General features: G+C 63.8%; 24 protein-coding genes. 15 read left to right on the forward strand and 9 right to left on the reverse strand.

The annotated features are described in order from the left end of the window. The 3 genes from NGM29_RS13810 (at position 1) to NGM29_RS13820 (ending at position 4,752) form a co-directional block, all read left to right on the forward strand. Positions 1-1,872 carry a formate/nitrite transporter family protein gene (locus NGM29_RS13810; RefSeq protein WP_254156915.1) on the forward strand — a complete coding sequence of 624 codons (1,872 nt, stop codon included), beginning with the start codon at positions 1-3 and terminating at the stop codon, positions 1,870-1,872. A gap of 89 nt (positions 1,873-1,961) precedes the next feature. Then, positions 1,962-3,644: an acyl-CoA mutase large subunit family protein gene (locus NGM29_RS13815; protein WP_254156916.1), complete on the forward strand. Its 1,683-nt coding sequence runs from the start codon at positions 1,962-1,964 to the stop codon at positions 3,642-3,644. 274 nt (positions 3,645-3,918) lie between these two features. After that, entirely contained in the window at positions 3,919-4,752 is an 834-nt protein-coding gene (locus NGM29_RS13820; protein ID WP_254156917.1) for an aldo/keto reductase, read from the forward strand. A 60-nt stretch (positions 4,753-4,812) separates the two neighbouring features. Here the strand turns inward: NGM29_RS13820 and NGM29_RS13825 are convergent, their stop codons facing one another. Next, the gene (locus tag NGM29_RS13825; protein WP_254156918.1) at positions 4,813-5,127 is read right to left on the reverse strand and encodes a YbjQ family protein; all 315 of its coding nucleotides are present in this window, start codon (positions 5,125-5,127) and stop codon (positions 4,813-4,815) included. 155 nt (positions 5,128-5,282) lie between these two features. On the opposite strand from NGM29_RS13825, the gene mce reads away from it, so the two are divergent. Then, entirely contained in the window at positions 5,283-5,666 is a 384-nt protein-coding gene (mce, locus tag NGM29_RS13830) for a methylmalonyl-CoA epimerase (RefSeq protein WP_254160571.1), read from the forward strand. Between the two features lie 69 nt (positions 5,667-5,735). On the opposite strand, the gene NGM29_RS13835 is transcribed toward mce, so the two are convergent. Then, positions 5,736-6,371: a hypothetical protein gene (locus NGM29_RS13835; protein WP_254156919.1), complete on the reverse strand. Its 636-nt coding sequence runs from the start codon at positions 6,369-6,371 to the stop codon at positions 5,736-5,738. 69 nt (positions 6,372-6,440) lie between these two features. Continuing rightward, complete coding sequence (locus NGM29_RS13840; RefSeq protein WP_254156920.1) at positions 6,441-7,721, reverse strand: HAD family hydrolase; 1,281 nt, start codon at positions 7,719-7,721, stop codon at positions 6,441-6,443. A gap of 126 nt (positions 7,722-7,847) precedes the next feature. Here NGM29_RS13840 and NGM29_RS13845 point away from each other — a divergent pair, with 126 nt between their 5' ends. The 4 genes from NGM29_RS13845 (at position 7,848) to NGM29_RS13860 (ending at position 10,833) form a co-directional block, all read left to right on the forward strand. Next, positions 7,848-8,915 carry a glucose 1-dehydrogenase gene (locus tag NGM29_RS13845; protein ID WP_254156921.1) on the forward strand — a complete coding sequence of 356 codons (1,068 nt, stop codon included), beginning with the start codon at positions 7,848-7,850 and terminating at the stop codon, positions 8,913-8,915. Then, positions 8,912-9,568 carry a transcriptional regulator GfcR gene (gfcR, locus tag NGM29_RS13850; protein ID WP_254156922.1) on the forward strand — a complete coding sequence of 219 codons (657 nt, stop codon included), beginning with the start codon at positions 8,912-8,914 and terminating at the stop codon, positions 9,566-9,568. Before NGM29_RS13845 ends, gfcR begins: the two co-directional genes overlap by 4 nt. Before the next feature lie 157 nt (positions 9,569-9,725). Beyond that, a complete protein-coding gene (locus NGM29_RS13855; protein WP_254156923.1) occupies positions 9,726-10,073 on the forward strand; it encodes a glutaredoxin family protein in 348 nt (115 codons plus the stop codon). A 175-nt stretch (positions 10,074-10,248) separates the two neighbouring features. Then, the gene (locus tag NGM29_RS13860; RefSeq protein WP_254156924.1) at positions 10,249-10,833 is read left to right on the forward strand and encodes a DUF7110 family protein; all 585 of its coding nucleotides are present in this window, start codon (positions 10,249-10,251) and stop codon (positions 10,831-10,833) included. 166 nt (positions 10,834-10,999) lie between these two features. Here the strand turns inward: NGM29_RS13860 and NGM29_RS13865 are convergent, their stop codons facing one another. Continuing rightward, on the reverse strand, positions 11,000-12,055 hold the full coding sequence (locus NGM29_RS13865; protein WP_254156926.1) for a sugar-transfer associated ATP-grasp domain-containing protein: 1,056 nt from the start codon (positions 12,053-12,055) through the stop codon (positions 11,000-11,002). A gap of 365 nt (positions 12,056-12,420) precedes the next feature. Next, the gene (locus tag NGM29_RS13870) at positions 12,421-12,741 is read right to left on the reverse strand and encodes a hypothetical protein (protein ID WP_254156928.1); all 321 of its coding nucleotides are present in this window, start codon (positions 12,739-12,741) and stop codon (positions 12,421-12,423) included. A gap of 246 nt (positions 12,742-12,987) precedes the next feature. On the opposite strand from NGM29_RS13870, the gene NGM29_RS13875 reads away from it, so the two are divergent. Both NGM29_RS13875 and NGM29_RS13880 read left to right on the forward strand, forming a co-directional pair. Further along, the gene (locus NGM29_RS13875) at positions 12,988-13,959 is read left to right on the forward strand and encodes a phosphoadenosine phosphosulfate reductase family protein (RefSeq protein ID WP_254156930.1); all 972 of its coding nucleotides are present in this window, start codon (positions 12,988-12,990) and stop codon (positions 13,957-13,959) included. A gap of 77 nt (positions 13,960-14,036) precedes the next feature. Beyond that, positions 14,037-14,231, forward strand: coding sequence for a cold-shock protein (locus NGM29_RS13880; protein ID WP_179259303.1), 195 nt, complete (start codon positions 14,037-14,039; stop codon positions 14,229-14,231). A gap of 232 nt (positions 14,232-14,463) precedes the next feature. On the opposite strand, the gene NGM29_RS13885 is transcribed toward NGM29_RS13880, so the two are convergent. Both NGM29_RS13885 and NGM29_RS13890 read right to left on the reverse strand, forming a co-directional pair. After that, entirely contained in the window at positions 14,464-14,661 is a 198-nt protein-coding gene (locus NGM29_RS13885) for a DUF7333 family protein (protein WP_254156932.1), read from the reverse strand. A 92-nt stretch (positions 14,662-14,753) separates the two neighbouring features. Next, positions 14,754-15,527, reverse strand: a complete 774-nt coding sequence (locus tag NGM29_RS13890; protein ID WP_254156934.1) for a hypothetical protein — start codon at positions 15,525-15,527, stop codon at positions 14,754-14,756. A gap of 123 nt (positions 15,528-15,650) precedes the next feature. Here NGM29_RS13890 and NGM29_RS13895 point away from each other — a divergent pair, with 123 nt between their 5' ends. Together NGM29_RS13895 and NGM29_RS13900 are read left to right on the forward strand one after the other, a co-directional pair. Further along, on the forward strand, positions 15,651-16,034 hold the full coding sequence (locus NGM29_RS13895) for a PaaI family thioesterase (RefSeq protein WP_254156935.1): 384 nt from the start codon (positions 15,651-15,653) through the stop codon (positions 16,032-16,034). A 54-nt stretch (positions 16,035-16,088) separates the two neighbouring features. Next, on the forward strand, positions 16,089-16,577 hold the full coding sequence (locus NGM29_RS13900; protein WP_254156936.1) for a hypothetical protein: 489 nt from the start codon (positions 16,089-16,091) through the stop codon (positions 16,575-16,577). A 36-nt stretch (positions 16,578-16,613) separates the two neighbouring features. Here NGM29_RS13900 and NGM29_RS13905 read toward each other — a convergent pair whose 3' ends face one another. Both NGM29_RS13905 and NGM29_RS13910 read right to left on the reverse strand, forming a co-directional pair. Then, a complete protein-coding gene (locus tag NGM29_RS13905; RefSeq protein ID WP_254156937.1) occupies positions 16,614-18,383 on the reverse strand; it encodes a YcaO-like family protein in 1,770 nt (589 codons plus the stop codon). Between the two features lie 147 nt (positions 18,384-18,530). Beyond that, a complete protein-coding gene (locus tag NGM29_RS13910) occupies positions 18,531-19,226 on the reverse strand; it encodes a ThuA domain-containing protein (RefSeq protein ID WP_254156938.1) in 696 nt (231 codons plus the stop codon). A gap of 272 nt (positions 19,227-19,498) precedes the next feature. On the opposite strand from NGM29_RS13910, the gene NGM29_RS13915 reads away from it, so the two are divergent. The 3 genes from NGM29_RS13915 to NGM29_RS13925 all read left to right on the forward strand — a co-directional run bounded on the left by NGM29_RS13915 (position 19,499) and on the right by NGM29_RS13925 (position 22,020). After that, a complete protein-coding gene (locus NGM29_RS13915; RefSeq protein WP_254156939.1) occupies positions 19,499-20,611 on the forward strand; it encodes a Gfo/Idh/MocA family protein in 1,113 nt (370 codons plus the stop codon). A 70-nt stretch (positions 20,612-20,681) separates the two neighbouring features. Further along, a complete protein-coding gene (locus NGM29_RS13920; protein WP_254156940.1) occupies positions 20,682-21,470 on the forward strand; it encodes a hypothetical protein in 789 nt (262 codons plus the stop codon). Between the two features lie 121 nt (positions 21,471-21,591). Then, complete coding sequence (locus NGM29_RS13925; RefSeq protein ID WP_254156941.1) at positions 21,592-22,020, forward strand: hypothetical protein; 429 nt, start codon at positions 21,592-21,594, stop codon at positions 22,018-22,020. The last annotated feature ends 29 nt before the right edge of the window (positions 22,021-22,049 follow it).

Consider the following 22,049-nt stretch of genomic DNA (forward strand, 5'->3'; position numbering starts at 1 on the left):
ATGAGTGACGACGACGATTCCGCAGTGGAGATTCCACAGCGGGCCGAGAGTGGCGCGCCGGCGTACGGGACGGTCATGCCTGACCGGTTTTCGTCCGATGAAGTCTTCCAGCGCGTCGTCGCCGACGCCGATCACGAGATCACCTCCGGAACGCGCGAACTCTTCTTCAGCGCGCTTGCCGGCGGCTTCTCGATCACGCTCACGTTCCTGGTCTACGCCTCGATGTCGACGAAGACTGAGAGCGACATCGTCGCCGCCTTGCTCTACCCGCTGGGGTTCATCTACATCATCATCGGCGGCTACCAGCTCTACACCGAAAACACCCTGCCACCGGTCGCGCTGGTCCTCGAGCGCCTCTCGTCGGTCCCGACGTTGCTTCGCCACTGGGTAATCGTCCTCGCCGGAAACTTCGCCGGCGGCGCGCTCGGGGCGGTGGCTCTCGCCTACGGCGGCGTCTTCGACGCCCAATCGGCGGAGATGGCGATCTACTTCGCCGAGAAGGGCATCGAAACCCCGGCTACGAGTCTCTTCTTCAAAGGGACGTTCGCCGGCTTGGTCGTCGCGGGCGTCGTCTGGATCAACTTCGCCGTTCGCGACACAACCTCGAGGCTGCTCGTCGTCTACCTGGCTTTCCTGACGGTTCCGCTCGGCAACCTGTTCCACGTCGTCGTCTCCTTCACCGAGGTGGTGTACCTCACCCTCGTCCTCGGTGACGTTGGGGTGATCTTTCCGGCAATGACCCAGTTCGTGATCCCGGTGTTGCTCGGAAACACCCTCGGGGGTGTCCTGCTCGTCACCGTCGTCAACTACTACCAGACCAGCGAGCGGCGACTCGACATCGACCGATACGAGAACACCAGGCGACTCTCCGTCCGCGAGTGGCTCCTCGGGTCGCTCTCGGGGCGTACCTACGTCCCCGTCGTCGACACGGTCGAGACGATCGTTCGCGACGAGGACTCCTACCGGATCCTCGTCCCCATCGCCAATCCGCGAACCGAATCCCAGCTCGTCGAGTTCGCCTGCGCACTGGCAGAAACCAAAGAGAAGGGGCAGGTCCACGTCGTCCACATCGTTCAGGCCCCCCAGCACGTCGCCGACAGCAGCGGCCACGACGACCGAATAGTTGGCGAGTCCGACCGCCTGCTTGAGGACATTCGCCGAATCGGCGACGGCTACGACGTGGAGTTCGGGACGTCGACTATCGTCTCTCCCCGGTCGTTCGAGGAAATCTTCGACCGCGCCCGGCGGACCCGCCCCGACCTCGTGCTCATGGGGTGGGGACAGGATCAGCTGTGGACCTCCGCCCGCGCCGAGAGCCACCTCGACGAACTCACGAACCGCCTCCCGACGGACTTCCTCGTGATCAAAGACCGCGGGCTCGACCCGTCGCGGATCCTCCTCCCGACTGCCGGCGGCCCCGACTCAGATCTCAGCGCCGAAGTCGCACGCATGCTCGAGGCCGGCGCCGACGCCGAGATTACCCTCCTGCACGTCGTCGACGACCCGGCCGACCGGGCGGCGGGCGAAGCGTTCCTCTCCGACTGGGCGAACGATCACGGCCTCGACGGTGCCGAAATCGTCGTCGACGACTCGGGCGACGTCGAGCGGGCGATCTGTCGAACGGCCAAAGACCTGGAGGCCACAATTGTCATGATGGGCGCGACCGAGCGCGGCCTGCTCTCGCGGCTCGTCCGAGACGCCCTCCACATCGACGTCGCCCGGGTCGTCGAGGGGTCGGTGCTGCTCTCGGAACGACCGTCCGAACGAACGTTCACCGAGCGGCTGTTCGGAGCGGATTCGGCGGAAGACCGTCGGCTCGATGAGTATCGCAATCGGGAGGAAAACGCAGAGGCAGCCGAGCCCAGAACGTAGGATAGCGCCGGACGAGTGCGGCCGGTCGCGTTTCCGTTGACCGACTCGTTTGTCAACCTTCAAGCCACAGGAAACCGTCGTCATCGATAATGTTCGATGCCGAGGATCTCGAGGCGATCCGCGAGGGGAAAGAAACCTGGCACGACGAGCAGGTCGAACCGGTGATCGACCGATTCGGCGAACGCGAGGAGACGTTCACGACCGACACCGGCGGCCAGGAAGTCGATCGACTGTACACGCCGGCGGACGTCGCCGACCTCGACTACCAGGAGGACTTGGGCTTCCCTGGCGAGGAACCGTACACCCGCGGCGTCTACTCCACGGGCTACCGGGGTCGGCTGTGGACGATGCGCCAGTACGCCGGGTTCTCGATACCCGAGGACACCAACGAGCGGTTCCACTACCTGCTCGACCAGGGCCAGACCGGGCTCTCGATGGCGTTCGACCTGCCAACCCAGATGGGCTACGATTCGGACGCCGACATGTCCGCCGGCGAGGTCGGCAAGGCGGGCGTCGCCATCGACTCGCTCGAGGACATGGAGACGGTGTTCGACGGCATCCCGCTCGACGAAGTCTCGACGAGCATGACGATCAACGCGCCCGCGTCGGTCCTGCTGGCGATGTACATCGCCGTGGGCGACCTCCAGGGCGTCGACCGCGCCGAACTCAGGGGCACCATCCAGAACGACCTCCTCAAGGAGTACGTCGCCCGGAACACCTACATCTATCCGCCCGAGCCGTCGATGCGGATCATCACGGACATCTTCGAGTTCTGTGCCGAGGAAGTGCCCAAGTTCAACACCATCTCCATCTCGGGCTATCACATTCGCGAGGCCGGCTCGACGGCCGCCCAGGAACTCGCCTTTACGCTGGGCAACGGCCTCGAGTACGTCGAGGCCGCGATCGACGCCGGCCTGGACGTCGACGACTTCGCCCCGCAGCTCTCCTTCTTCTTCAACGGGCACAACAACATCTTCGAGGAGGTCGCGAAGTTCCGCGCGGCCCGGCGGATGTGGCACGACCTGATGAAGGAGCGCTTCGACGCGCAGAATCCGAAATCCAGGCAACTGAAATTCCACACCCAGACGGCGGGCTCGATGCTCACCGCCCAGCAGATCGAGAACAACGTCGTCCGGGTGGCGTACCAGGCGCTAGCGGCGGTCCTCGGGGGTACGCAAAGCCTCCACACCAACGGCAAAGACGAGGCGCTGGCTCTGCCAACCGAGAAGTCCGTCCGGACCGCCCTGCGCACCCAGCAGATCCTCGCCCACGAGTCCGGCGCGGCGGACACCGTCGACCCCCTCGCGGGCAGCTACTACGTCGAGCACCTCACCGACGAGGTCGAAGCCGAGGCCTACGACCTCCTCGAGGAGATCGACGAGCGCGGCGGGATGCGACGAGCAATCGAACAGCAGTGGGTCCAGCGCCAGATCCAGGACACTGCGTTCGACCGCCAGCGCGAGATCGAAGACGGCGAGCGCATCATCGTTGGCGTCAACGATTTCGAGGTCGACGAAGACCCCGAGATGGACGTCCAAGAGGTCACGGAAGAAGACGAGCGCCGGCAGATTCGAAGCCTCGAGTCCATCCGCGAGGATCGCGACGAAGAGGCCGTCGAGGCGGCGCTCGAGACCCTTCGGGAGGCCGCGCGGGGCGACGACAATCTCATGCCGGTCATCGTCGACGCGGTCAAGGCGTACGCGACGGTGGGAGAGATCTGTAACGTCTTCCGCGAGGAGTTCGGGGAGTACACGCCGGGAAGCGCGGTGTGAGAGAGCGGCAGAATTTCCGTTTGAACGCACCCAGCCACTCTTCGGTCGATCGCCGGCAGCTTGTTCGCCGGTCGCTAGCCGGCACTCGTTTACCGGTTTCTCGTCGGCAACTCGGCGATCACTCGAGGCCGCTGCTCGCCACTCGTTCCAGGTCGCTTCTCAGCGGTCGCTCCCCGATCGCTCGCCGAACACCGGACACCTGAATCGGGCACACGACCGCCGGGCCGGCGAGTCGAAGCCGCTGTTTCATAACCCGGAAGGGTGTCCGGCTACCATGTCGCAACTGACCATCGACTCGACCGTATCGGCCGGCGGAGCGTCGATCCCCGCCCTCGGTTTCGGCACCGCCCGAATCACCGGTGAGGACTGCACACAAGCCGTCGAGTGGGCCCTCGAGGCCGGCTACCGCCACCTCGACACGGCGACGATGTACGACAACGAATCGGCCGTCGGCGACGGCCTCGAGCGCGCGGACGTCCCCCGCGACGAGGTGTTCGTCGTCACGAAGATCGATCCCGAGGACGCGGCCTTCGACGACGCGCTCGAGTCGGCGCAAGGGAGTTGCGACCGACTGGGGATCGAGACGATCGACCTCCTACTGTTGCACGCGCCGAGCGACGAGGTGCCCCTCGAGATCACCCTTGACGCGATAAACCACCTCCAGGACGAGGGAGTCGTCGACCACATCGGTGTCAGCAACTTCTCGGTCCCGGAACTCGAGGAGGCCGTCGACCGATCGGAGACGCCCATCGTCACGAACCAGGTGAAGTACAACCCGTTCAACCGCCAGGACGCGCTGCTCGAGTACTGCCTCGAAGCAGGAATCTCGCTCACGGCCTACTCGCCGCTGGCACGGGGAGACGTCGCCGACGACGAGCGCCTCGAGTCCATCGGCGAACGACACGGCAAGTCGGCGGCCCAGGTCGCGTTGCGGTGGCTGCTCCAGCAGCCGTCGGTGGTCGCGATTCCGAAGGCGTCGAGTCGGGATCACGTGGAAGCGAACGCCGACTGCTTCGACTTCGAGCTCTCGGGCGAGGAGATGCGCGAGGTATTCGAGATTTCGGGAGAGTCGCCGGCGTTCGCGCTGGAGGGCGACGACGAGTCGTGATTCGGCGAGTGTTCGGCAGGAGAGTATTCAGCCGAGTGAAGGTCGGAGGGACCGGTCCCGTCACCGAAGCTGAACGGCCGTTCCGTAGGCCATGACTTCGGAGCCGCCATCGATAATCTGAGAGGTCTCGAGGCGGACGTTGACGACTGCGTCGGCGCCCATGCGTTCGGCGTCGGCCTCCATGCGGTCGACCGCTTCGTCCCGCGCTTTCGAGAGCAACTCGGAGTAGGCCTTGAGCTCGCCGCCGAAGATGTTGCGAATCCCCTGGGTGATGTCGCGGCCGACGTTTCGCGCTTCCACGGTGTTCCCGCGGGCCACGCCGAGGACTTCGTCGATTTCGCCGTCTGGGACGGTTTCGGTGGTAGTAATCTGCATTCGTTCGAATATCTGTTGTTTCCCTACTAACACCTTTGGGTTCGGTCGACCATCGCGTTCGTGATGGATCGCTCGTCGCGGCGTCTGTACGGCAATTTCCGGAGCGAGACTCGAGCGCAACACTGACGACGCTGGTCGATTCATCTCGAGACATGATGCGCTTCGACCATGCGGGAATCGCGACCGAGGACGCCCAGGCGCTGGCCGACCTGTACGTCGACCTCTTCGACGTCAAGATCGTCCACGAGGAGACGTTCGATGGGATGACCGTCGTCTTCCTGGCGTTCGAGAACGGCTACTTCGAGCTGCTCGAGCCCCAGGAGGAGGGCACCATCGCGACCTACCTCGAGCGAAACGGGGCCGGCATCCACCACCTCGCGGTCGAGACCGACGACGCGGCGGCGGCCCTCGAACGCGCCCGGGACCTCGGCATCGAGTGTATCGACGACGAACCGCGGCCCGGCGCCTGGGGCCACAACGTGGCGTTCCTGCATCCCCGGGATACGGGTGGGATCTTGCTCGAGTTCGTCGAGCACTGATTCAGCGATCGGTTTCGTCTTCGCTGTATCCATGGCCTTCGTCATCTCCGCATTTGATGTCGTCTCCACCTATTCGTCGTCCGAACCCGTATCGTTCTTCACACCGCCACAATCCTTCTCGTCTCTCGCGGCCGGCCACTCCAGACTCAGAACCGTCCGTGGATCCGCGAACGATTCGTGGACCAGCCTGAACGCCTCGGGACGCACCTCGGGGTCCGAAAACGTAACCGAGAGGCAGTAGGTCACGGTACCGACGCACTGGATACAGGCTTCGTCGGTCGGTTCGGCTGGTCGGAGGACGACGACGAGTCCGGTCGTGCTCCGGTCCGGGTGCCTATCACCGTCGCCATCGCCATCGTTGCCATCGGCCTGGCCATCCTCGTCGTCCGGACGATCGTCGCCACCGCACTCGCGAACGGCCGCCGACTCGAGGACGATCTCGTGACACGGCGACGGCGTCTGTAACGCGGTTTCGACCTGCAATCCGTCTTCGAGCAACCGCACTGCTGGATAGGCGCCTGTCCCGCCGCTTAGACAGTCGCCCTCGAGCGTCTCGATGTCGATCTCGATCGAGTCCGGCAAGTCGGGGGCACTGGTATCGTCCCCGTCCTGGTCTCGAGTCTCGCACTCACCGTCGCTGGCACCCGCCACGCCGGTGGCCGCACCCACACCCCCGAGTCCAGCCAGCAGTGTTCGACGTCGCATACGATCACGTCACGACGCGAGTGAAAACCACTTTTTCACAGTCTCGAGACGGTCCGCCCCACCGAGTGGTCAGCGTTCGAGGCGGGCGAACCGGTTGAGCGCGTACACCGTCCGCAGGACGTCGACGCTCTTGCCGCGGTCGAAGACGAGTTCGTCCGAGCCGAGGACGTGCTCGAGGACGTCCTCCGAGGCGTGCTCCGGCGCGGCAGCGATGCCAGCGTCGTTTCTCGCAACCCACTCCATCACGCGCAGGTCGCTCTTCGAGTCGCCCATGACGAGCGCGAACGGATCCTCGACGTCCAGGACCGAGAGCGCGCGCTCGACGCCGGCAACCTTGTCGAGTTCGAGACTACCGATTTCCGCCGCGTCGGCTTCATAGTAGGCGACGTCGATGCGCTCGAAGACGTCCGCGAGCGCGTTGGGCACACTCGAGCGGTCGACGTCGAGGTACGCGCCGCACTGCTCGAGGACGCCCCTGATCTCGGGGTCCTCGGTGGCGTAGAACGCGCGTGCGTAGCCGGCTGGCTTGGTGGCGCCGTCGTCGCCCGCTTCGGTCGTGTCGTCCCCGCTCCAGTCCACTGCTTCGGCGACGGCACCACCCAGTAGGTCGATCATGTACACGAGCGCGTCGTCGATGATCTCGCGGGCCCGACTTGACCCGGTCTCGTAGTTCGGTTTCATCGTGACGTTGAACTCGTTGCCCTGCAGGTGACAGCCCCGGCGGAGGTCCTCGGGGGCGTCGGGGAGGACGCGCGCTCGGACGTCGTCGAAGACGTCGCGAATCTCCGCGTCGAGGTCCTCGTAGAGCAGTTGTTTCGTGTCGGCGCCGTGGCCCGGCGTGAAGACGCCGTTGCCCGTCTCGTAGACGATCGAGAGGTTTCCCGAATGGACGATCTCGCTGCCCAGTCCCTGGATGGCGAACCCCTTGACGTTCTCGAGGGTCTGGCCAGTGCAGATGACGATCGGGATCCCCGCCTCGTGAAACTCCGTGAGCACGTGGAGGGTATCGCGCGGAATCTCGTTGTCCGTGCCGCCCGCGGAGCGAAGCGTCTCGTCGACGTCGAGCACGAGGACGTTCACCGCCCGGCCGTACCTGGCCTCGAGATCGAGCGCCGTGAACGCCTGGTCGCGCGTGGTTCGCGCGGCGACTTCGGCAAGCGTCTCGCCGGCGGCGAACGACGAGCGAATCTCGTCCTTTCGGGACTCAAGTTCCTCGCTCGCGTCCTGCCAGTGCTCGAGGGCCACCCGGGAGTCTATCGGCGGGAAGACGTCGACGAACTCCTGGTACTCCCGGAGCGTCTTCGTGTCGAACTCGTCGTAGAGTCGGTAGACGAGGTCGTAGCGTTCCATGGTGGGAATTGACGTGGTGACGGGTTAATCGTTTCCGCTGGTGCGATAGTAACCACCCCTCGGCGATGACGCGATCTTTACTCGAGATAGAATAAACTTTTAGTCGTCGGGGAACGAGGTATCGGTATGAAAACGATCGCAGTCGAGCCGGGCTCGGGCGAGCCGGCGATTCTCGAGAAGCCGTCTCCCGTCCCGGCTGACGGCGAAGCCCTCGTTCGAACTCTTCGCGTCGGCGTGGACGGGACCGACCACGAGGTCATCGCGGGCGAACACGGCGGCGTCCCCGAGGGCGAGGACCACCTCGTACTGGGCCACGAGGCCGTCGGCGTCGTCGAGGACGCCAACGGGACCGCCCTCGAGGAGGGACAGATCGTCGTCCCGACGGTTCGACGGCCACCGAACGGGTCGAATCGCTACTTTGAGTCGGGCTATCCCGACATGGCACCCGAAGGCGAGTACCACGAACGCGGCATCGTCGGCGCCCACGGGTTCATGGCGGAGTACTTCACTAGCCCCGCCGAGTACCTGGTTCCGATCCCGGCGGAACTCGCGCCGCTGGGGTTCCTCGTCGAACCGATCACTATCTCCGAGAAGGCCATCGAACACGCCGTCGCCAGTCGGTCGGCGTTCGACTGGCAGCCCGAATCCGCGATGGTCCTCGGCAACGGCTCGCTCGGCCTCCTGACCGTCGCCATGCTCGCGAAAACCCTCGAGTTCGATCGCACGTACTGCCTCGGCCGGCGTGATCGGCCGGACCCGACGATCGACATCGTCGAGTCCCTCGGCGCGACGTACGTGGACTCGCGGGAGACGCCGGTGTCCGAGGTGCCTGAGGCCTACGAGGGGATGGACTTCATCTACGAGGCGACCGGCTACGCCCCCCACGCGTTCGAGACGATCGAGGCACTCGCGCCCAACGGCGTCGGCGCCCTGCTCGGTGTCCCCTCGAGTTGGACGTTCGAGATCGACGGCGGTGCGCTCCACGAGGAGTTCGTACTCCACAACAAGGCATTGGTCGGGAGCGTCAACGCCAACCGCGGCCACTTCGAGGCCGCCATCGACACGCTCACGCAGCTGCCGTCGTCATTCCTGAACGACCTCGTGACCGGGATTTACGACGTCGAAGCCTTCGAGGCGGCATTCGTCGACGACGACACGACTATAAAAACGGCGGTCGAATTCGATCGTATATGAAGAACGTCGACGACCTGATCGAGAGTGCGGCCGACCTCGCCGAGCGCGGCCTCTCGAAGGGCGAGATCGCAGACGAGTTGAACGTCTCCCGGGAGACGGCGAGCTGGCTGGTCGAACGCAGCGGCACCGCACCACAGCCGTCGGCCCCCGAGACGGCCGATACCGCCGGATCGGCGGACATCCACGTCGACTGGTCGGCCATCGGCCGGGACTCGAAGCGGATGGGCTACGTCGCCAGCGCCATGGCCGACCTGCTCGCGAAACACGGTGAAGACGTCGATCTGACCATCGGAATCGAGAAGGCGGGCGGCCCCATCGCCGCGCTGGTCGCGCACAAACTTGAGACCGACCTGGGGACGTACACGCCGGCGAAACACCAGTGGGAGGAGGGCGACATCGACGAACTCGGCGGGACCTTCTCCCGAAACTTCGCGACGATCAGGGGCCGGGAGTGTTACGTCGTCGACGACACGGTCACCAGTGGAACGACCATGCGCGAGACCATCGAAGCGATTCGAAAGGAAGGCGGCGAACCGCTCGCGTGCGTCGTCCTCGCGGACAAGCAGGGGGTCGACGAACTCGACGGAGTCCCCGTCTACTCCCTGTTGCAGGTCATCAGCGTCGGGAAAGAGGCGGACGACTACCAGTCCTAGGCCGGCGTTTCGGTTCGTCGTCGGATATTGCACCCTCGCTCGAGCACGGGTTCGGATACAATATTCCGATAGTATAGAGGGTTTGTATAGATAGCGGAAGTCGCGACGCTGTCCGTGTGGCGCAAACGCTTTCCATCCCACGCCCCTACGAACGCCCATGACGTTTCAACCAGAAAGCAGCCTCGAGCAAGCGGAGGTCGACGAAATCGTCGAAACCACCCTCGACGAGAACGAAATCGTCCTCTTCATGAAGGGCAACGAGCTCATGCCCCAGTGTGGGTACTCCCAGCGCGCTCTCGAGCTGATCGGCAAGCACCGAAGCGATATCGAGACGGTGGACGTGCTCGAGTCCCTGCCCGAGTTCCGGGAGGCGCTCTCGGACCACAGTGGCTGGGAGACGATCCCCCAGATCTACGTCGACGGCGAGTTTGTCGGCGGGTCGGACGTCCTGGCCGAACTCGACGAGCGCGGCGAACTCGAGACGACGCTCCAGGCGAGTACCTGATCGGGTACCCCGAACACTGGCCACCTGACAGGACCGCCGTCGGCGAGATCCTCGACGACCTGTTCGCGAATACTCATATGTATTCCAATACGTCACCCGGGGAGATAATAGCAGGTCATATATGGGGAGCGACCGTACTAGGAAGCAGACGACTATCGCCCACCCCCTTCCAGATATGTCAACAGAGGAATCCAGACACGTGTATCGGCTGCACTCCACGCTCGAACTCCCGCTCGAGGACCTCGAAGAGCACCTCGAGACGGCGACCTACCCCGATGGCGTCACCGACGTCGAGCTCACCCGCCGAAACAACACCCTCATTCTCAAAGCCGTCTCCAACGACGACACAGTCAGCAAGTACACACCGACGGCCCAGTTGAAAGCCAGCGTCACGGAGAACCGCGTCTACGAGGAGGATCCGGAGGAACGCCGGCAGAATTCGTTCCGCTGGGACGAAGATGAGGAAGAGGAAATCGAGTCGGAACTCGTCGAGTTCGCGGCGTTCAAGGGCGACCGCGAGACGGTACTCCAGAACTCGCTTCTCCAGTACGAGATGTTCCAGGTGCTTTGTGACATCGCCCTCCAGACCGAGAAGGGGACGCTGACGGCGATTTCCGAGCGCGACGGCGACCTTGAGGCGACCCGGATCGTCGACGGCGAGGCCAGACCCGCCGACGTCGAGGTCGTCGAGGGGCCGCGCGAGCGCAAGTCGGCCTCGAGTGGGGTCAACTGGCGGGACAATAAGTTCATCAGCGATTGAACATAAAGGCAATAAAGCGAATCGGAAGTGCTTCTCTCCCCTCTCATCTCGAGCGAAATCACAAAGTAGAGTGGCTTCGCGGTGTAAGCCCGCAGAAACTCCTGCCGGTCGTCTTTCCATGCCGGAGGATACCTGACAGATGAGAGACTCGCCCGCGAACGGGTGATCAAACGACGCCGTGTCGCCGATAAAACCGTCGCGCTCGCTCGTCGGCGAGCAGCGGGCGGTGGACCTGTAGCGCAGCGACGCCCGTCTGGCTGTTCCCCTCGATGATCTTGAACTCGCCGTCACCCGTAACGACGATGTCCCACCCGACGTAGGGCATGTACGAGAGTTCGTTGGCAATCTCGAGCAGTCTGGCGTGAATCTCGTCCCAACCCGGGATCTTCGTTCCCTCGATGCGGGCGCCGGTTTCGGGGTGCGTGTCGTGCCAGACGACGCTGTCTCTGTTATAGTACTGGGCGCCAGCGCCGAGCGTTCCGGTCTCTCGATCGACTTCCGCGCACAGTCCACCGCTCGAAAAGTTGTCCACGGGCGCGGAATCACTGGTACCGATCCGCTGGACCGCAATCGGAACGAACGCCTCCTGAGCACGCTCGTCGTACATCGTGAGCACCCGGATCGTGTTTGCCGTGGCGGGGTACAGCTCGGCGGCGTACTCGTCCTGCTCGACGAACTCGCAGACGAGATAGTCCTCGAGGTCCGCGACCGTCTGGGCAAGCTCGGCATCGGTCACCCGCTCGCCGTCGTACAGATACGACCCGTCCGTGCGCTCGAGGAAGTGGACGTTGTTTCCGCCGCCGCCGCTGAACCACTTCAAAACGAGTTGGTCTCCGTCCGAAAGGGTCTCGTCGAACCAGTCGATTGGATCCCTGGTCGGACGCGACGCGTCGGAATCGGTCGGATGCTCGAGTTCGATGCCACCGTCGCTTGCGACGACAGCGGTATCACTCAAATCGAACGCGTGGAACCAGCCATTCTTGAGCAGTCCGTGTACCGTCGACCGATGGGACGCAAACTCGCCGAGGATCTCGTGAAAGGCGAGTTTATTGTCGATGAGTGCACCCCAGTGGTCGTTGATTCGACCCGTTCGGATGTACCGCTGATAATCGTCGAGATACAGCGACGGGTCGTAGGTGTCAAAGTCGTAGAGCATACCCGACTTACTCAGAAATCGCCGTCGGTAGAGCCGGAGGCGCTCTTGCCGTGAGAAGTCGTACATCGACCTCGATTCTCGCTCGTCCCGGACCAGCCTGCGCACCCGATTCGCCGTTTGATACACTTCGCGGACGTTCATCGAGTCGAACTATCGACTGTTCTATTATACTTATACACAGGATATGACGTTGATTACAGATCGAAACAGTCCGTCGCCGCCACTCTCCCTCCTTTTCCAGGACAAATTAAAACAGCCACTGAGATTGTGAACCCGTATCTCACCGGAATTCTATTCAAATAAACATCCCGGATTTTAATGAATCGGTCCGGCCCTACTTCCGGAAGCTCATACTACGGTCGTCTTACGGTCGTCTCGAGTCACGTCGCGAGCGGTCGTGACGGGATGGTTCAAATCCGACGGCGGCTGAGTTATCCGCGAAGCCAGTTCTCGAGCCGACCCGTCAGAGTTTTTGCGACCGCGTCGGCGATGTGACCAGGCGACTCCGAGAGGTTCCACACGTAATCGCCGACGCGGGTGACTCCCTCCCACTCGACGTAGCCGTGACGATCGAGTTCGATGAGCACCCGCTCGAGGGCTATTTCGTCGAGCCGGTAGCCGATCCGTTCCTCCAGTCGGTCGGCGAGCTGTGGGGTTGTCAGCACGGCCCGGTCCTGGAGGGACGAGTCACCGGTCGGAACGACGGACGGTTTCGACGCCGGCGTTTGCGGTGACGGCGGCCGCTGAGTCATTGTCGATGTCCGGTTGTGGTCGAGACGGCATAAGAACCGGCGTGAACAGACGTGATCATCAAGTGCGGACCGTCGAAACGAATACGTCCTGGGCCCGTGTACGAGGGAATCGTCAGCGTCGATCGTACGATCGAATTCGAATAGCCATATTTGCTAGCACTCCCCACGTGAAGACCGAACAGCGGCGACAGTACGTTCCGCCGGCGTAAGGACTTTAACCCATGTAATTATATGTAATTACACCGTATGACCGACGATTTCCCCACGTACGTCGACGTCGATTACGAGGACGGAACCAACGAAGACCCCGAAGACTACCCGCAGATTCAGGACAAGATCGAGAAGGCCATCGAGGTCACTCGACAGGGTCTCGAGCAGTACGAGAACCCGGCCGTAATGTGGACCGGTGGCAAGGACTCGACGCTCGTCCTGTACTTCGTCAAGGAGGTCGCGGACCGCTACGACCTCGAGGTACCCCCGGCGATCTTCATCGACCACTACCAGCACTTCGAGGCCATCCACGACTTCGTCGACCACTGGGCCGACGAGTGGGACCTCGAGGTCATCTACGCGCGAAACGAGGACATCGGCAGCTACGTCGAGGCGAACGACCTCGAGCCGGGTGACGACATCCCCGTCGACGAACTGTCCGAGCACAACCAGCACCACGTCGAGAACATCCTCGAGTACGAGGAGGACACGTTCCCGTTCCTGCTCGACACCTACGCCGGGAATCACCTGCTGAAGACGGTCGCGCTCAACGACGCCCTTGAGGAACACGACATCGATGGCATCCTCTCGGGCGTCCGCTGGGACGAACAGGAGGCCCGCGCCGACGAGACGTTCTTCTCGCCCCGCCACGACCCGGACATCTATCCGCCTCACGATCGCGTGCAGCCCATCCTCCAGTTCGACGAGGCGGCCGTCTGGGAGGCGTTCTGGAACTTCGTCGTCCCGGACACCGTCGAGGCGTTCCCGGACGACGGCTACGTCCCGCAGGGCGCCGACGACCTGCCGAACGATCTCGAGCCCAGCGATACCCCCGTCTCGCCGAAGTACTGGGAAGGATTCCGTTCGCTCGGGAGTGAGATCAGCACAGAGAAGACCGAGGACGACCCCGCCTGGCTCCAGGACCTCGAGGGAACGACCGAGCGCGCCGGTCGCGCCCAGGACAAGGAGGACCTGATGGAGCGGTTGCGGGACCTCGGTTACATGTAGGAGACGGCGGAAGCGACCGTCGTGGTACCGTGACCCTCGCAAGGGTTATCCGTGTCCCGGGTGAACGTTTGTTTGCAATGGCAAACGGAAAGGTTGATTTCTTCAACGACACAGGCGGCTACGGTTTCATTTCGACGGACGACGCGGACGATGACGTTTTCTTCCACATGGAAGACGTCGGCGGCCCGGACCTCGAAGAAGGCACAGACATCGAATTCGATATCGAACAGGCCCCCAAGGGCCCCCGCGCGACGAACGTCGTCCGCAACTAAGTTCTGACGCCGGGTCGTCTTCATCGACCGTCCGGAGATTACTTCGTTTACGATACGCTCCTAGCGAGCGCACGCTCCGTTACGAGCGGTCCACCGGAGAAAGCGACGGCTCACGAAAGGGCGTCGTTACGACTCGAGGCTCATCGTTCGCGTTCGAGACCACTGGCCGAAATTTGTCGCTCGAGACTCATCCTCGAGACACGCTCTATACGCTCCAAAACGAATACCTCGATCAGCGCGCCGCCCGGTATTCCCCGTGTTTGACGCCGATCGCGAGCATGATCGCGCCGAAGATCGCCATCGACGGCAGGACCATCGTCAGGATCGTTCCGGTCGTCATGCCCGGCATCATCGTGAGGGCTACGGTCCCGACGGCGATGATCGCGACGAACACACCGACGGTCTTGACGAGGTCGAACTCGAGTGCCATATGCGGACGTTGGTTCCGAAGATTCCTAAGAATACCGAAACGATGCGCCCGTTTCCGTCGGTTCCTCGAGTTGCTGGATGGCGAGGACTCGGTTACTCGCCCGACGGTCGAACGACGTTCGCCAGCGAGACCATGATCCCGAGGAACCAGCCCATCGGGAACGAGAACCCGAGCCACATGCCCGCGTAGGCCGCGCCTTCGAGCTGGTAGTTGTCCCGCAGGTACTGGTTGAGGTCCCCGACGACGAAGACGGTGTCGAGGAGCCACACGGCGAGGTCGTAGCTGGGCTCGAGGACGTACGGCTCGAGGGAGGGGGTGACGAGCGCGGCGACGACCGGAGGCAAGAACAGGGCGGTCATCGCGAAGGGGTAGGCGAGGATCACCGAGAGTGCCCGTCCGCCGAACTTCGAGCAGGCGGCGGCGAGCGCGGTCGAGATCGTCGCGACGCCGCTCGCTGCGGCGACGGCGTAGACGGCGTCGAGCGGGACGTCGACCTGCTCCATGTACGACATCGCGCCCCAGGCGATGGTCAGCAGACCCCAGCCGAGGAGGGCGACGGCGGTGACGCCGACGATGCCGAGTCGCGTCCGCGTCGAGTCGAGTTTCGCCGCGTAGTAGCGGGTCGCGAGGCCGATCACGGTGAACGGGTACACCAGAAGCAAACCGAGGGCGCCGACGAGACTCCAGAGATAGTAGCCCACTTTCTGCGGGAGCGATTCCGGTTTCCACTTTCCCATGACGGAGTGGCCCCGGCCACGCTGACGGGGGAAGACGAGCTCCATCCACGCTCCGTGGAGCCGTACCAGGTCGACTTTCACCGCGGCGACGAATCCGCCACCGCCACGGGAGTGTGCGCGCGTAGACATACTCAATCCAAAATACTGTGATACCGTAAGTTTTCCTCCTCGAGACCGTCTCGATTTCGCGGCCGTCTCGAGGGTCACGCGCGATCCCCATCGTTTATGCGACATCCCGAACCATCCTCGAGTATGGACATCGAGTCTTTCTTCGAGGAGATGCCGTTCGCCGACCTGCTGGGCGTCGAGGTCACCGAAGCCGCAGACGGCCACGCCGAAGGCCGCCTCGAGATGCGCGAGGAACTGTCCTGGAACGCCGATCGACTGATGGCCCACGGCGGGGTGACGTTCACCCTGGCGGACACCGTCGGCGGGGCGGCGCTCGTCTCGGAGGTCGACCAGCCAGTACCGACGATCGACATGCGCATCGACTACCTCTCGGCGGGCACGGGGGACCTCTACGCCGAGGCCGACGTCGTCCGCTGTGGCGGGGACGTCGGCGTCGTCGACGTCGAGGTCTACAGCGAAGACGACACGCTGATCGCGGACGCTCGAGGCGTGTACAAGACTGGGTAAAACTCGAGGCGACGAATCAGCACGCTTAGGAGCGTCCACTCCCTAGCCGGCGGTGTGAACCGTCGGAACGTCCTCCAGGCGATCGGTGTCGGCGCGAGCGTCGGACTCGCCGGCTGTTTTCAGGGTCTCGGTGAGTTCTTCACGGGCGGTGGAATCCAGCCGAACGTGCCGATACAGCTCTTCAGCGAGGCCGAACGTTCGTACAACATTGCGATCGAAGCCCAGGAAGTCGAGACTGGACGCAAGACCCACGACGATGGAATCAACATGATTCCGGGCGAGCGGGCCGTCACCGGCCGTATCGAACGAAGCCCACAGCAGTTCCGCGTCACTCGGTACGGACGCGACGGCGCAGAAGGGGGCCCAGGCGAGGATTTCGTGGAGACCGGGAAAATTACGGAGGATACCCAGCTCGTGAGCATCCGAATTTACGACGACGCCCTCGAACTCGAGATCATCGAGGACGAGGACGAAGCGGAGGCCGAGCAGGAGGAACTCGAGGAGGAGGCGAACGACTCACCCGAGAATGCGACGGACGACTGATCGCTCGCCCGGCGCCTCCGTGACGCTGATACCGACCTACGGATAGGGGTGGAACGCCCGTTCGAGCCGCGGCTCGAACCCAAGATCGTCGGGGACCGTCTCGGCTCGAGGCGCGAAGTACGGCTCGCCCGTGAACAGCGGCTGGGCTTCGGGAACGACGACTCGCACGGCCTCGAACCCGATTCGCTCGACGTCTCGCGTCGTGAGTCGGGCGGCGTACGGCGTCAGCCCAGCATCGGTCACGCGTTCGAGGAGTGCCTCGAGTCTCGCCGCGCCAGTCGGCACGGGGTCCGGACCGACGGACGAAGCCGAGACTCGCTGGGCGTCGCCCACGTCGACGAACTCCCTGGCCCGGTCGGGAAACGATCCGTATTCGCCGATGGCACCGCTCGCGTTCTCGGCCTCCTCCGGTCCCATCCCTCGAAGTTCCATCCAGTTTTGGAGGGCCTCCTTGAGCGCGCCCGCCGCCGCGGCACCGGCGTCGAATCCGGCGGCCGAGCCGACGGCGAAGTGGGGCCACGGGTCCGCGTACTCCTCGGTAGGAGTATCCAAGTCACGGTGGACAGCAACGGCGACCACGGGGACGTCCACGTCCTGGGAGCACAGGAGCGCGGTCGTCTCGAGTCCCTCACTCCGCGCTCGCCTGGCGAGCGTCTCGTAGGACTCGACCTCAGCATCGACCTCGAGGGCCAGCGGTTCGAACGTGGAGTACCACGCGAGCATCGTGGCGTCGCGTTCGACGACCTCCGTCAACCCGGAGCGGAGCGCGTCGACCGTCGACGAGCCGAGGCCGAGTCCGGTCGTGATCGACGGCACCAGCGAGTCGCCGGGCTGGGGAAACTGGACCGCCGCCGCCGGGAGGTGGACGGATTCGCCGGTCTCGAGGTCGACACCTTCGACCCATCGGCGGTCCTCGCCGGGGTCGTACTCGGGGGCTGACTCCGGTCGAACGAGGTCGGTCGGCGAGACGGCGTGCTCGAGGTCAGCCTCGCTGGCGTGAACGAAGTCCGCGTCACGGTAGATGCCCGCACAGTAGCGTTCGAGCCCTTCTCCGACGGCCTTCATCAACGCCGCGTTCCAGTCGACGGCGACGCCGGCGGCCTGGGTCGGCGCGCTCGCGTCGCTGTAGGCCGTCGTGTCGGCCACCGTCGCGAGGTAGTAGGGAGCCGGGAACGACTCGAGTTCGCCGATCGATTCGACGATTCCGACTCGCTCGTCGATGGCGAGTTCGGCCCGGTCGACGGCTGCCTCGAGGTCGAGGGACTCGTTGTCCCCAAGGTCGAGGGACCGATCCCGTTCCGACGGTTCACACGCACAACCGGGAACGGGAAGCAACTGTCGCCTGGCGTGGGGAACCTCGCGAACCTGCCCGATGATCGTCGGTTCCTCCCCGCTGAACAGCCGAATGCACTCCCGACCGGCGATGGCCCCCGCGAGCCTGGCCGCGCTCCGGTTCGCGCGCGGTTTCTCGTCGCTACCGTCCTCGAGCGTCGACTCGACGCGCGCCTCGAGACACGAAAAACAGGCCGTGTCGGCGGCGAACCCCGATATCGCGGCGTCGACCGCCTCGAGTGGGTGACCCCCGATGCCACCGACTTCGACGGCGACCCAGGGCGTGTTCCCCTCGCGAGCGGCCGCGTTCGCGCGCTCGAAGGTCTCGGCGCCGACGACGTCGCTCACGACGGCGAATCGGGCGTCGTTCAGATCGTCGGGGGTCGCGTCGACGGCCGATACCGAATCCACGTCGTCGAACGCGGCGACGACGGCCGCACGAACGGGGTCGTCACCGACTACGTGTACGTCCATACACGAGCGTCTCGCGCCGGCGGCAAAAACGCGCCGCTCGAGGTCGAGTTCCTGATCGCGTTCGCTCCGAGTTCACGTTCGGGTCCGAGGTCGGGCCGAGTTCGCGCTCGAGCCGAGTTCGCGCGCTCGATGCAAGTCAGGACGAAATCAGTCTCGCTCGCCGAACGTCCGCGGGGCGCCCTCGGTGGGCGTGGCCCACTCGACGGCGTTTCGGATCACCCGCTGAACGTCTTCGTTCTCGTAGATCGGAATCGTCTCGTGGCCGGGTCGGAAGTAGAAGATGCGGCCGCTTCCACGCCGGTAACAGCAGCCGCTGCGGAACACCTCGCCACCTTCGAACCAGCTCGTGAAGACCAGGCGGTCGGGTTCGGGGACGTCGAAGGGCTCGCCGTACATCTCCGTTTCCGGGAGTTCGATGCACTCGTCGAGGCCGTCTGCGATCGGGTGGCCAGGGTCGACGACCCACAGGCGTTCCAGGCCGTCGTCCTCGCGCCACTGGAGGCTACAGGTGGTCCCCATGAGTCGCTTGAAGATCTTCGAGTAGTGGCCGGAGTGAAGCACGAGCAGGCCCATCCCTTCGAGGACGCGCTCCTGGACCCGGTCGACGATTTCGTCCTCGACCTCGTCATGGGCCGTGTGACCCCACCAGAGCAGGACGTCGGTTTCCTCGAGCACGTCCGAGGTGAGCCCGTGTTTGGGTTCGTCGAGCGTCGCCGTGATCACCTGGTGGTCACCCTCGAGGAAGTCGGCGATGGTCGCGTGGATTCCGTCGGGGTAGACGGCGGCGACCTCGTCGTTCTCCCGTTCGTGTCGGTACTCGTTCCAGATCGTGACAGTGGCCATCGTGAAGCGGTTCGACATCGAGACTGAAAGCGTGGGCGGTCCCGGCGGCGGCTGACGAGGTCGTAAGCTGGCACTAGAGGTAAGGACGCTGACATTCGTCGGACCACAGACAAGAATTCGAACCCAACTGGTACGAATATATAGGCGACATGGGTCACAACCCTTATTTTGATCGCCACCCCGGTTTTCTCTATGGGAGCGTTCTTTCGCATTCGTTTTCAGGTGAAATCGGGCATTACCCGAACACAAGCTGGTAAATCGAGGGTTACTCGATGACTGGCGTCGGCACCGGAATCGGCGTGGGGATCGTTGGCCTCGGTGGGATGGGGCAGCTCCACGCCTCGAACATGCGCCAGGAGGGCGCCGATATCGTCGCCGGTGTCGATCTGCTCTCAGAACAGCGCGAACGGTTCGGTGCCGAGTTCGGCGCCGAGACGTACGACTCTCACGAGGCCATGCTCGAGGACGAGAGCGTCGAGGTCGTCGTCGTCACGACGCCAAACAAGTTCCACGAACCAATCGCGGTCGCCGCGCTCGAGGCCGGTCGCCACGTGCTGGTCGAGAAGCCACTCGGGCACACCCTCGAGAGCGCCGAGCGCATCGCCGAGGCGGCCGAGCGCGCCGAGGGAGTCTGCATGGTGGGATTCCACAACCGCCACGCCGCGTCGGCGGCAATGTTCGACGCGTACAAGGCCCAGGGCCGATTCGGCCGGTTGACCCACGTCGAAGCCAACTACGTCCGTCGACGCGGGGTGCCCGGCCCCGGTTCCTGGTTCACGAACCCCGACCTCGCCGGCGGCGGCGCCCTCCTCGACATCGGCGTCCACGCCATTGACCTCGCGCTCTACATGCTCGACTTCCCGGACGTGATCGAGGTCTCCGGGACGGCTCGCACCACGTTCGGTACCCAGACGGAGTACGCCGATCCCGACGGGTTCGGCAACAACTGGAACGCGAAAGTCGAGACCTACGAGGTCGACGACTCCGTCAGCGCCTTCATCCGCTGTGCCGACGGGCGAACGATCACCCTCGAGGCGGGCTGGGCGACGAACCGCGACCCGAGCCAGGAGTTCCACGTCCGGGGGAGCAACGCCGGCGCGCGGTTCGAGATCGGCGATTCGGACCTCGAGTTGCTCGAGGCGGGCACCGCGGGCTGTGACCACTACGCGGACACTCAGCTCACCGGCGACGCGTCGGTAACCGGCCACTACGAACAGGATCGCGTCTTCCTCGAGACGGTCGCTGCGGGCGAGGAACCGACGGTCAATACGGTCGACGAGGCGCTAGCCGTCCAGCGAGTCATCGACGGGATCTACCGCTCGAGCGAGACGGGACGAGCGGTCCAGCTCGAGGACACGCACAAGGCGACCCGTACGTTGGACTGAGCCGGTTTGGACAGGACCGTATCATTCAGAAATACTTTTCGTCCTGTATTCAAGAGGGAGCCCCATCGTAATGAATGATGCTGGCCGAAGACGGCTGTTACAATCGTTGGCCCTCGGCGGGTTCACCACGGTCGCGGGGTGCCTGACGTCCGATTCTCGAGACAGTGACGGCGACGCGAACGACGAACCCTCGAATATCACCGTCGATACTGACGGCGTCGATGACGGGTCCGAAAGCGATGACGAGTCTGAAATCGACGACCAATCCAACACCAACGACGAGCCCGAGGAAACCTATGAAGCACGTGACGAACCGCTCTTTCGCCAGTGGACACCAGCGGTGGATGCCTACGATTACGCCGGGGCTCCGGGATTCCTCGAGATCGACATCCAGGCCACCTACGACCTGGCTGACACGGCCTCGAGCGTTGACCGATCGCAATTCGAGCAGGGCGACGAAGTGTACAATGCGCTCGGAATTTCGAACGAAGAGAGGGACCGTTTCCTCAATCTTGACGCGGGTGTGGTATTTTGTGGATCGTTCGACTCGAGTGTCGTCACCGAAGCCATCGAAACCGCGGGGTACGCCGGCGCGAGCAGCCACGGAGCCTACCAGATTTACGACGGCGTCTCCATCCATGACGGCGACAGGGAACTGCTGGAGGATTCGGCCGTTGCCATCCACCCTCGTTGTCGCGTCCACAGCAGGCCAGGCCGACGAGAACGCTGCGGATTCGTCAACGTTGTCGGTGAGGTCACTCCTGGAAACCGGAGAGGAGCCAGGTGCCACGCTGCCCGAGACTCAAGACGACATCGCGACGCTCCTGGAGGCGTTCGAGGAGGCCGTCGTTCCGATTGATCGAAGTTCGTATTTCTTTTGCATCTCTACTTCCGACTCCAGACGTTCGTCCGATGAATCGGCCACATTCGCCGTTTCTTGGGCGTTCAGCTCCGAACGGACGAGTCTTACGGCCGGGTTCATGCACGAGGATTCGGGGGACCTCGACGACGAGCACGTACGCTACCTTGCCGAGCGTTTGTTCCCGCTCGAGTACTACAACGAGACGTCGGTGTGGGCGACCGATCGCGTGGCCGTCTACGAGGTGTGGATCGAGACGACGGCGTTCAACTATTTCGAACCGCCAGCAGACGTGACGCGCCATACCGGACCACAGGCGGGCCTCAGCCTGGACGAAGAGGATGGCGAGGCTGTGATTACGATCACCGTAATCGAACACCTCGACGGTCTGTGGATCGAACGAAACGGAGAGACGGTTCGAGTCGACGACGATCCCTCGGTCGGCGAAACCCACACGATTTCAGTCGAAACGGAAGACCGAATCGTCGTCATCGGTTTGTACGAGGGGACGGAGGCAGTCTTGCTCGAGCACGTTGCCGGCGGGTACTGAATTGCTAGCGGCTCCGGATTACGAATCGA

It is taken from the genome of Natronosalvus rutilus (assembly GCF_024204665.1).
Taxonomy (GTDB): Archaea; Halobacteriota; Halobacteria; order Halobacteriales; family Natrialbaceae; genus Natronosalvus; species Natronosalvus rutilus.

Bases quoted from the DNA above. Each gene is read 5' to 3' on its own strand.
- NGM29_RS13810 (WP_254156915.1), top strand. From the start codon at position 1: ATGAGTGACGACGACGATTCCGCAGTGGAGATTCCACAGCGGGCCGAG.
- NGM29_RS13815 (WP_254156916.1), top strand. From the start codon at position 1,962: ATGTTCGATGCCGAGGATCTCGAGGCGATCCGCGAGGGGAAAGAAACC.
- NGM29_RS13820 (WP_254156917.1), top strand. From the start codon at position 3,919: ATGTCGCAACTGACCATCGACTCGACCGTATCGGCCGGCGGAGCGTCG.
- NGM29_RS13825 (WP_254156918.1), bottom strand. From the start codon at position 5,127: ATGCAGATTACTACCACCGAAACCGTCCCAGACGGCGAAATCGACGAA.
- mce (WP_254160571.1), top strand. From the start codon at position 5,283: ATGCGCTTCGACCATGCGGGAATCGCGACCGAGGACGCCCAGGCGCTG.
- NGM29_RS13835 (WP_254156919.1), bottom strand. From the start codon at position 6,371: ATGCGACGTCGAACACTGCTGGCTGGACTCGGGGGTGTGGGTGCGGCC.
- NGM29_RS13840 (WP_254156920.1), bottom strand. From the start codon at position 7,721: ATGGAACGCTACGACCTCGTCTACCGACTCTACGACGAGTTCGACACG.
- NGM29_RS13845 (WP_254156921.1), top strand. From the start codon at position 7,848: ATGAAAACGATCGCAGTCGAGCCGGGCTCGGGCGAGCCGGCGATTCTC.
- gfcR (WP_254156922.1), top strand. From the start codon at position 8,912: ATGAAGAACGTCGACGACCTGATCGAGAGTGCGGCCGACCTCGCCGAG.
- NGM29_RS13855 (WP_254156923.1), top strand. From the start codon at position 9,726: ATGACGTTTCAACCAGAAAGCAGCCTCGAGCAAGCGGAGGTCGACGAA.
- NGM29_RS13860 (WP_254156924.1), top strand. From the start codon at position 10,249: ATGTCAACAGAGGAATCCAGACACGTGTATCGGCTGCACTCCACGCTC.
- NGM29_RS13865 (WP_254156926.1), bottom strand. From the start codon at position 12,055: ATGTACGACTTCTCACGGCAAGAGCGCCTCCGGCTCTACCGACGGCGA.
- NGM29_RS13870 (WP_254156928.1), bottom strand. From the start codon at position 12,741: ATGACTCAGCGGCCGCCGTCACCGCAAACGCCGGCGTCGAAACCGTCC.
- NGM29_RS13875 (WP_254156930.1), top strand. From the start codon at position 12,988: ATGACCGACGATTTCCCCACGTACGTCGACGTCGATTACGAGGACGGA.
- NGM29_RS13880 (WP_179259303.1), top strand. From the start codon at position 14,037: ATGGCAAACGGAAAGGTTGATTTCTTCAACGACACAGGCGGCTACGGT.
- NGM29_RS13885 (WP_254156932.1), bottom strand. From the start codon at position 14,661: ATGGCACTCGAGTTCGACCTCGTCAAGACCGTCGGTGTGTTCGTCGCG.
- NGM29_RS13890 (WP_254156934.1), bottom strand. From the start codon at position 15,527: ATGTCTACGCGCGCACACTCCCGTGGCGGTGGCGGATTCGTCGCCGCG.
- NGM29_RS13895 (WP_254156935.1), top strand. From the start codon at position 15,651: ATGGACATCGAGTCTTTCTTCGAGGAGATGCCGTTCGCCGACCTGCTG.
- NGM29_RS13905 (WP_254156937.1), bottom strand. From the start codon at position 18,383: ATGGACGTACACGTAGTCGGTGACGACCCCGTTCGTGCGGCCGTCGTC.
- NGM29_RS13910 (WP_254156938.1), bottom strand. From the start codon at position 19,226: ATGGCCACTGTCACGATCTGGAACGAGTACCGACACGAACGGGAGAAC.
- NGM29_RS13915 (WP_254156939.1), top strand. From the start codon at position 19,499: ATGACTGGCGTCGGCACCGGAATCGGCGTGGGGATCGTTGGCCTCGGT.
- NGM29_RS13920 (WP_254156940.1), top strand. From the start codon at position 20,682: ATGAATGATGCTGGCCGAAGACGGCTGTTACAATCGTTGGCCCTCGGC.
- NGM29_RS13925 (WP_254156941.1), top strand. From the start codon at position 21,592: ATGCACGAGGATTCGGGGGACCTCGACGACGAGCACGTACGCTACCTT.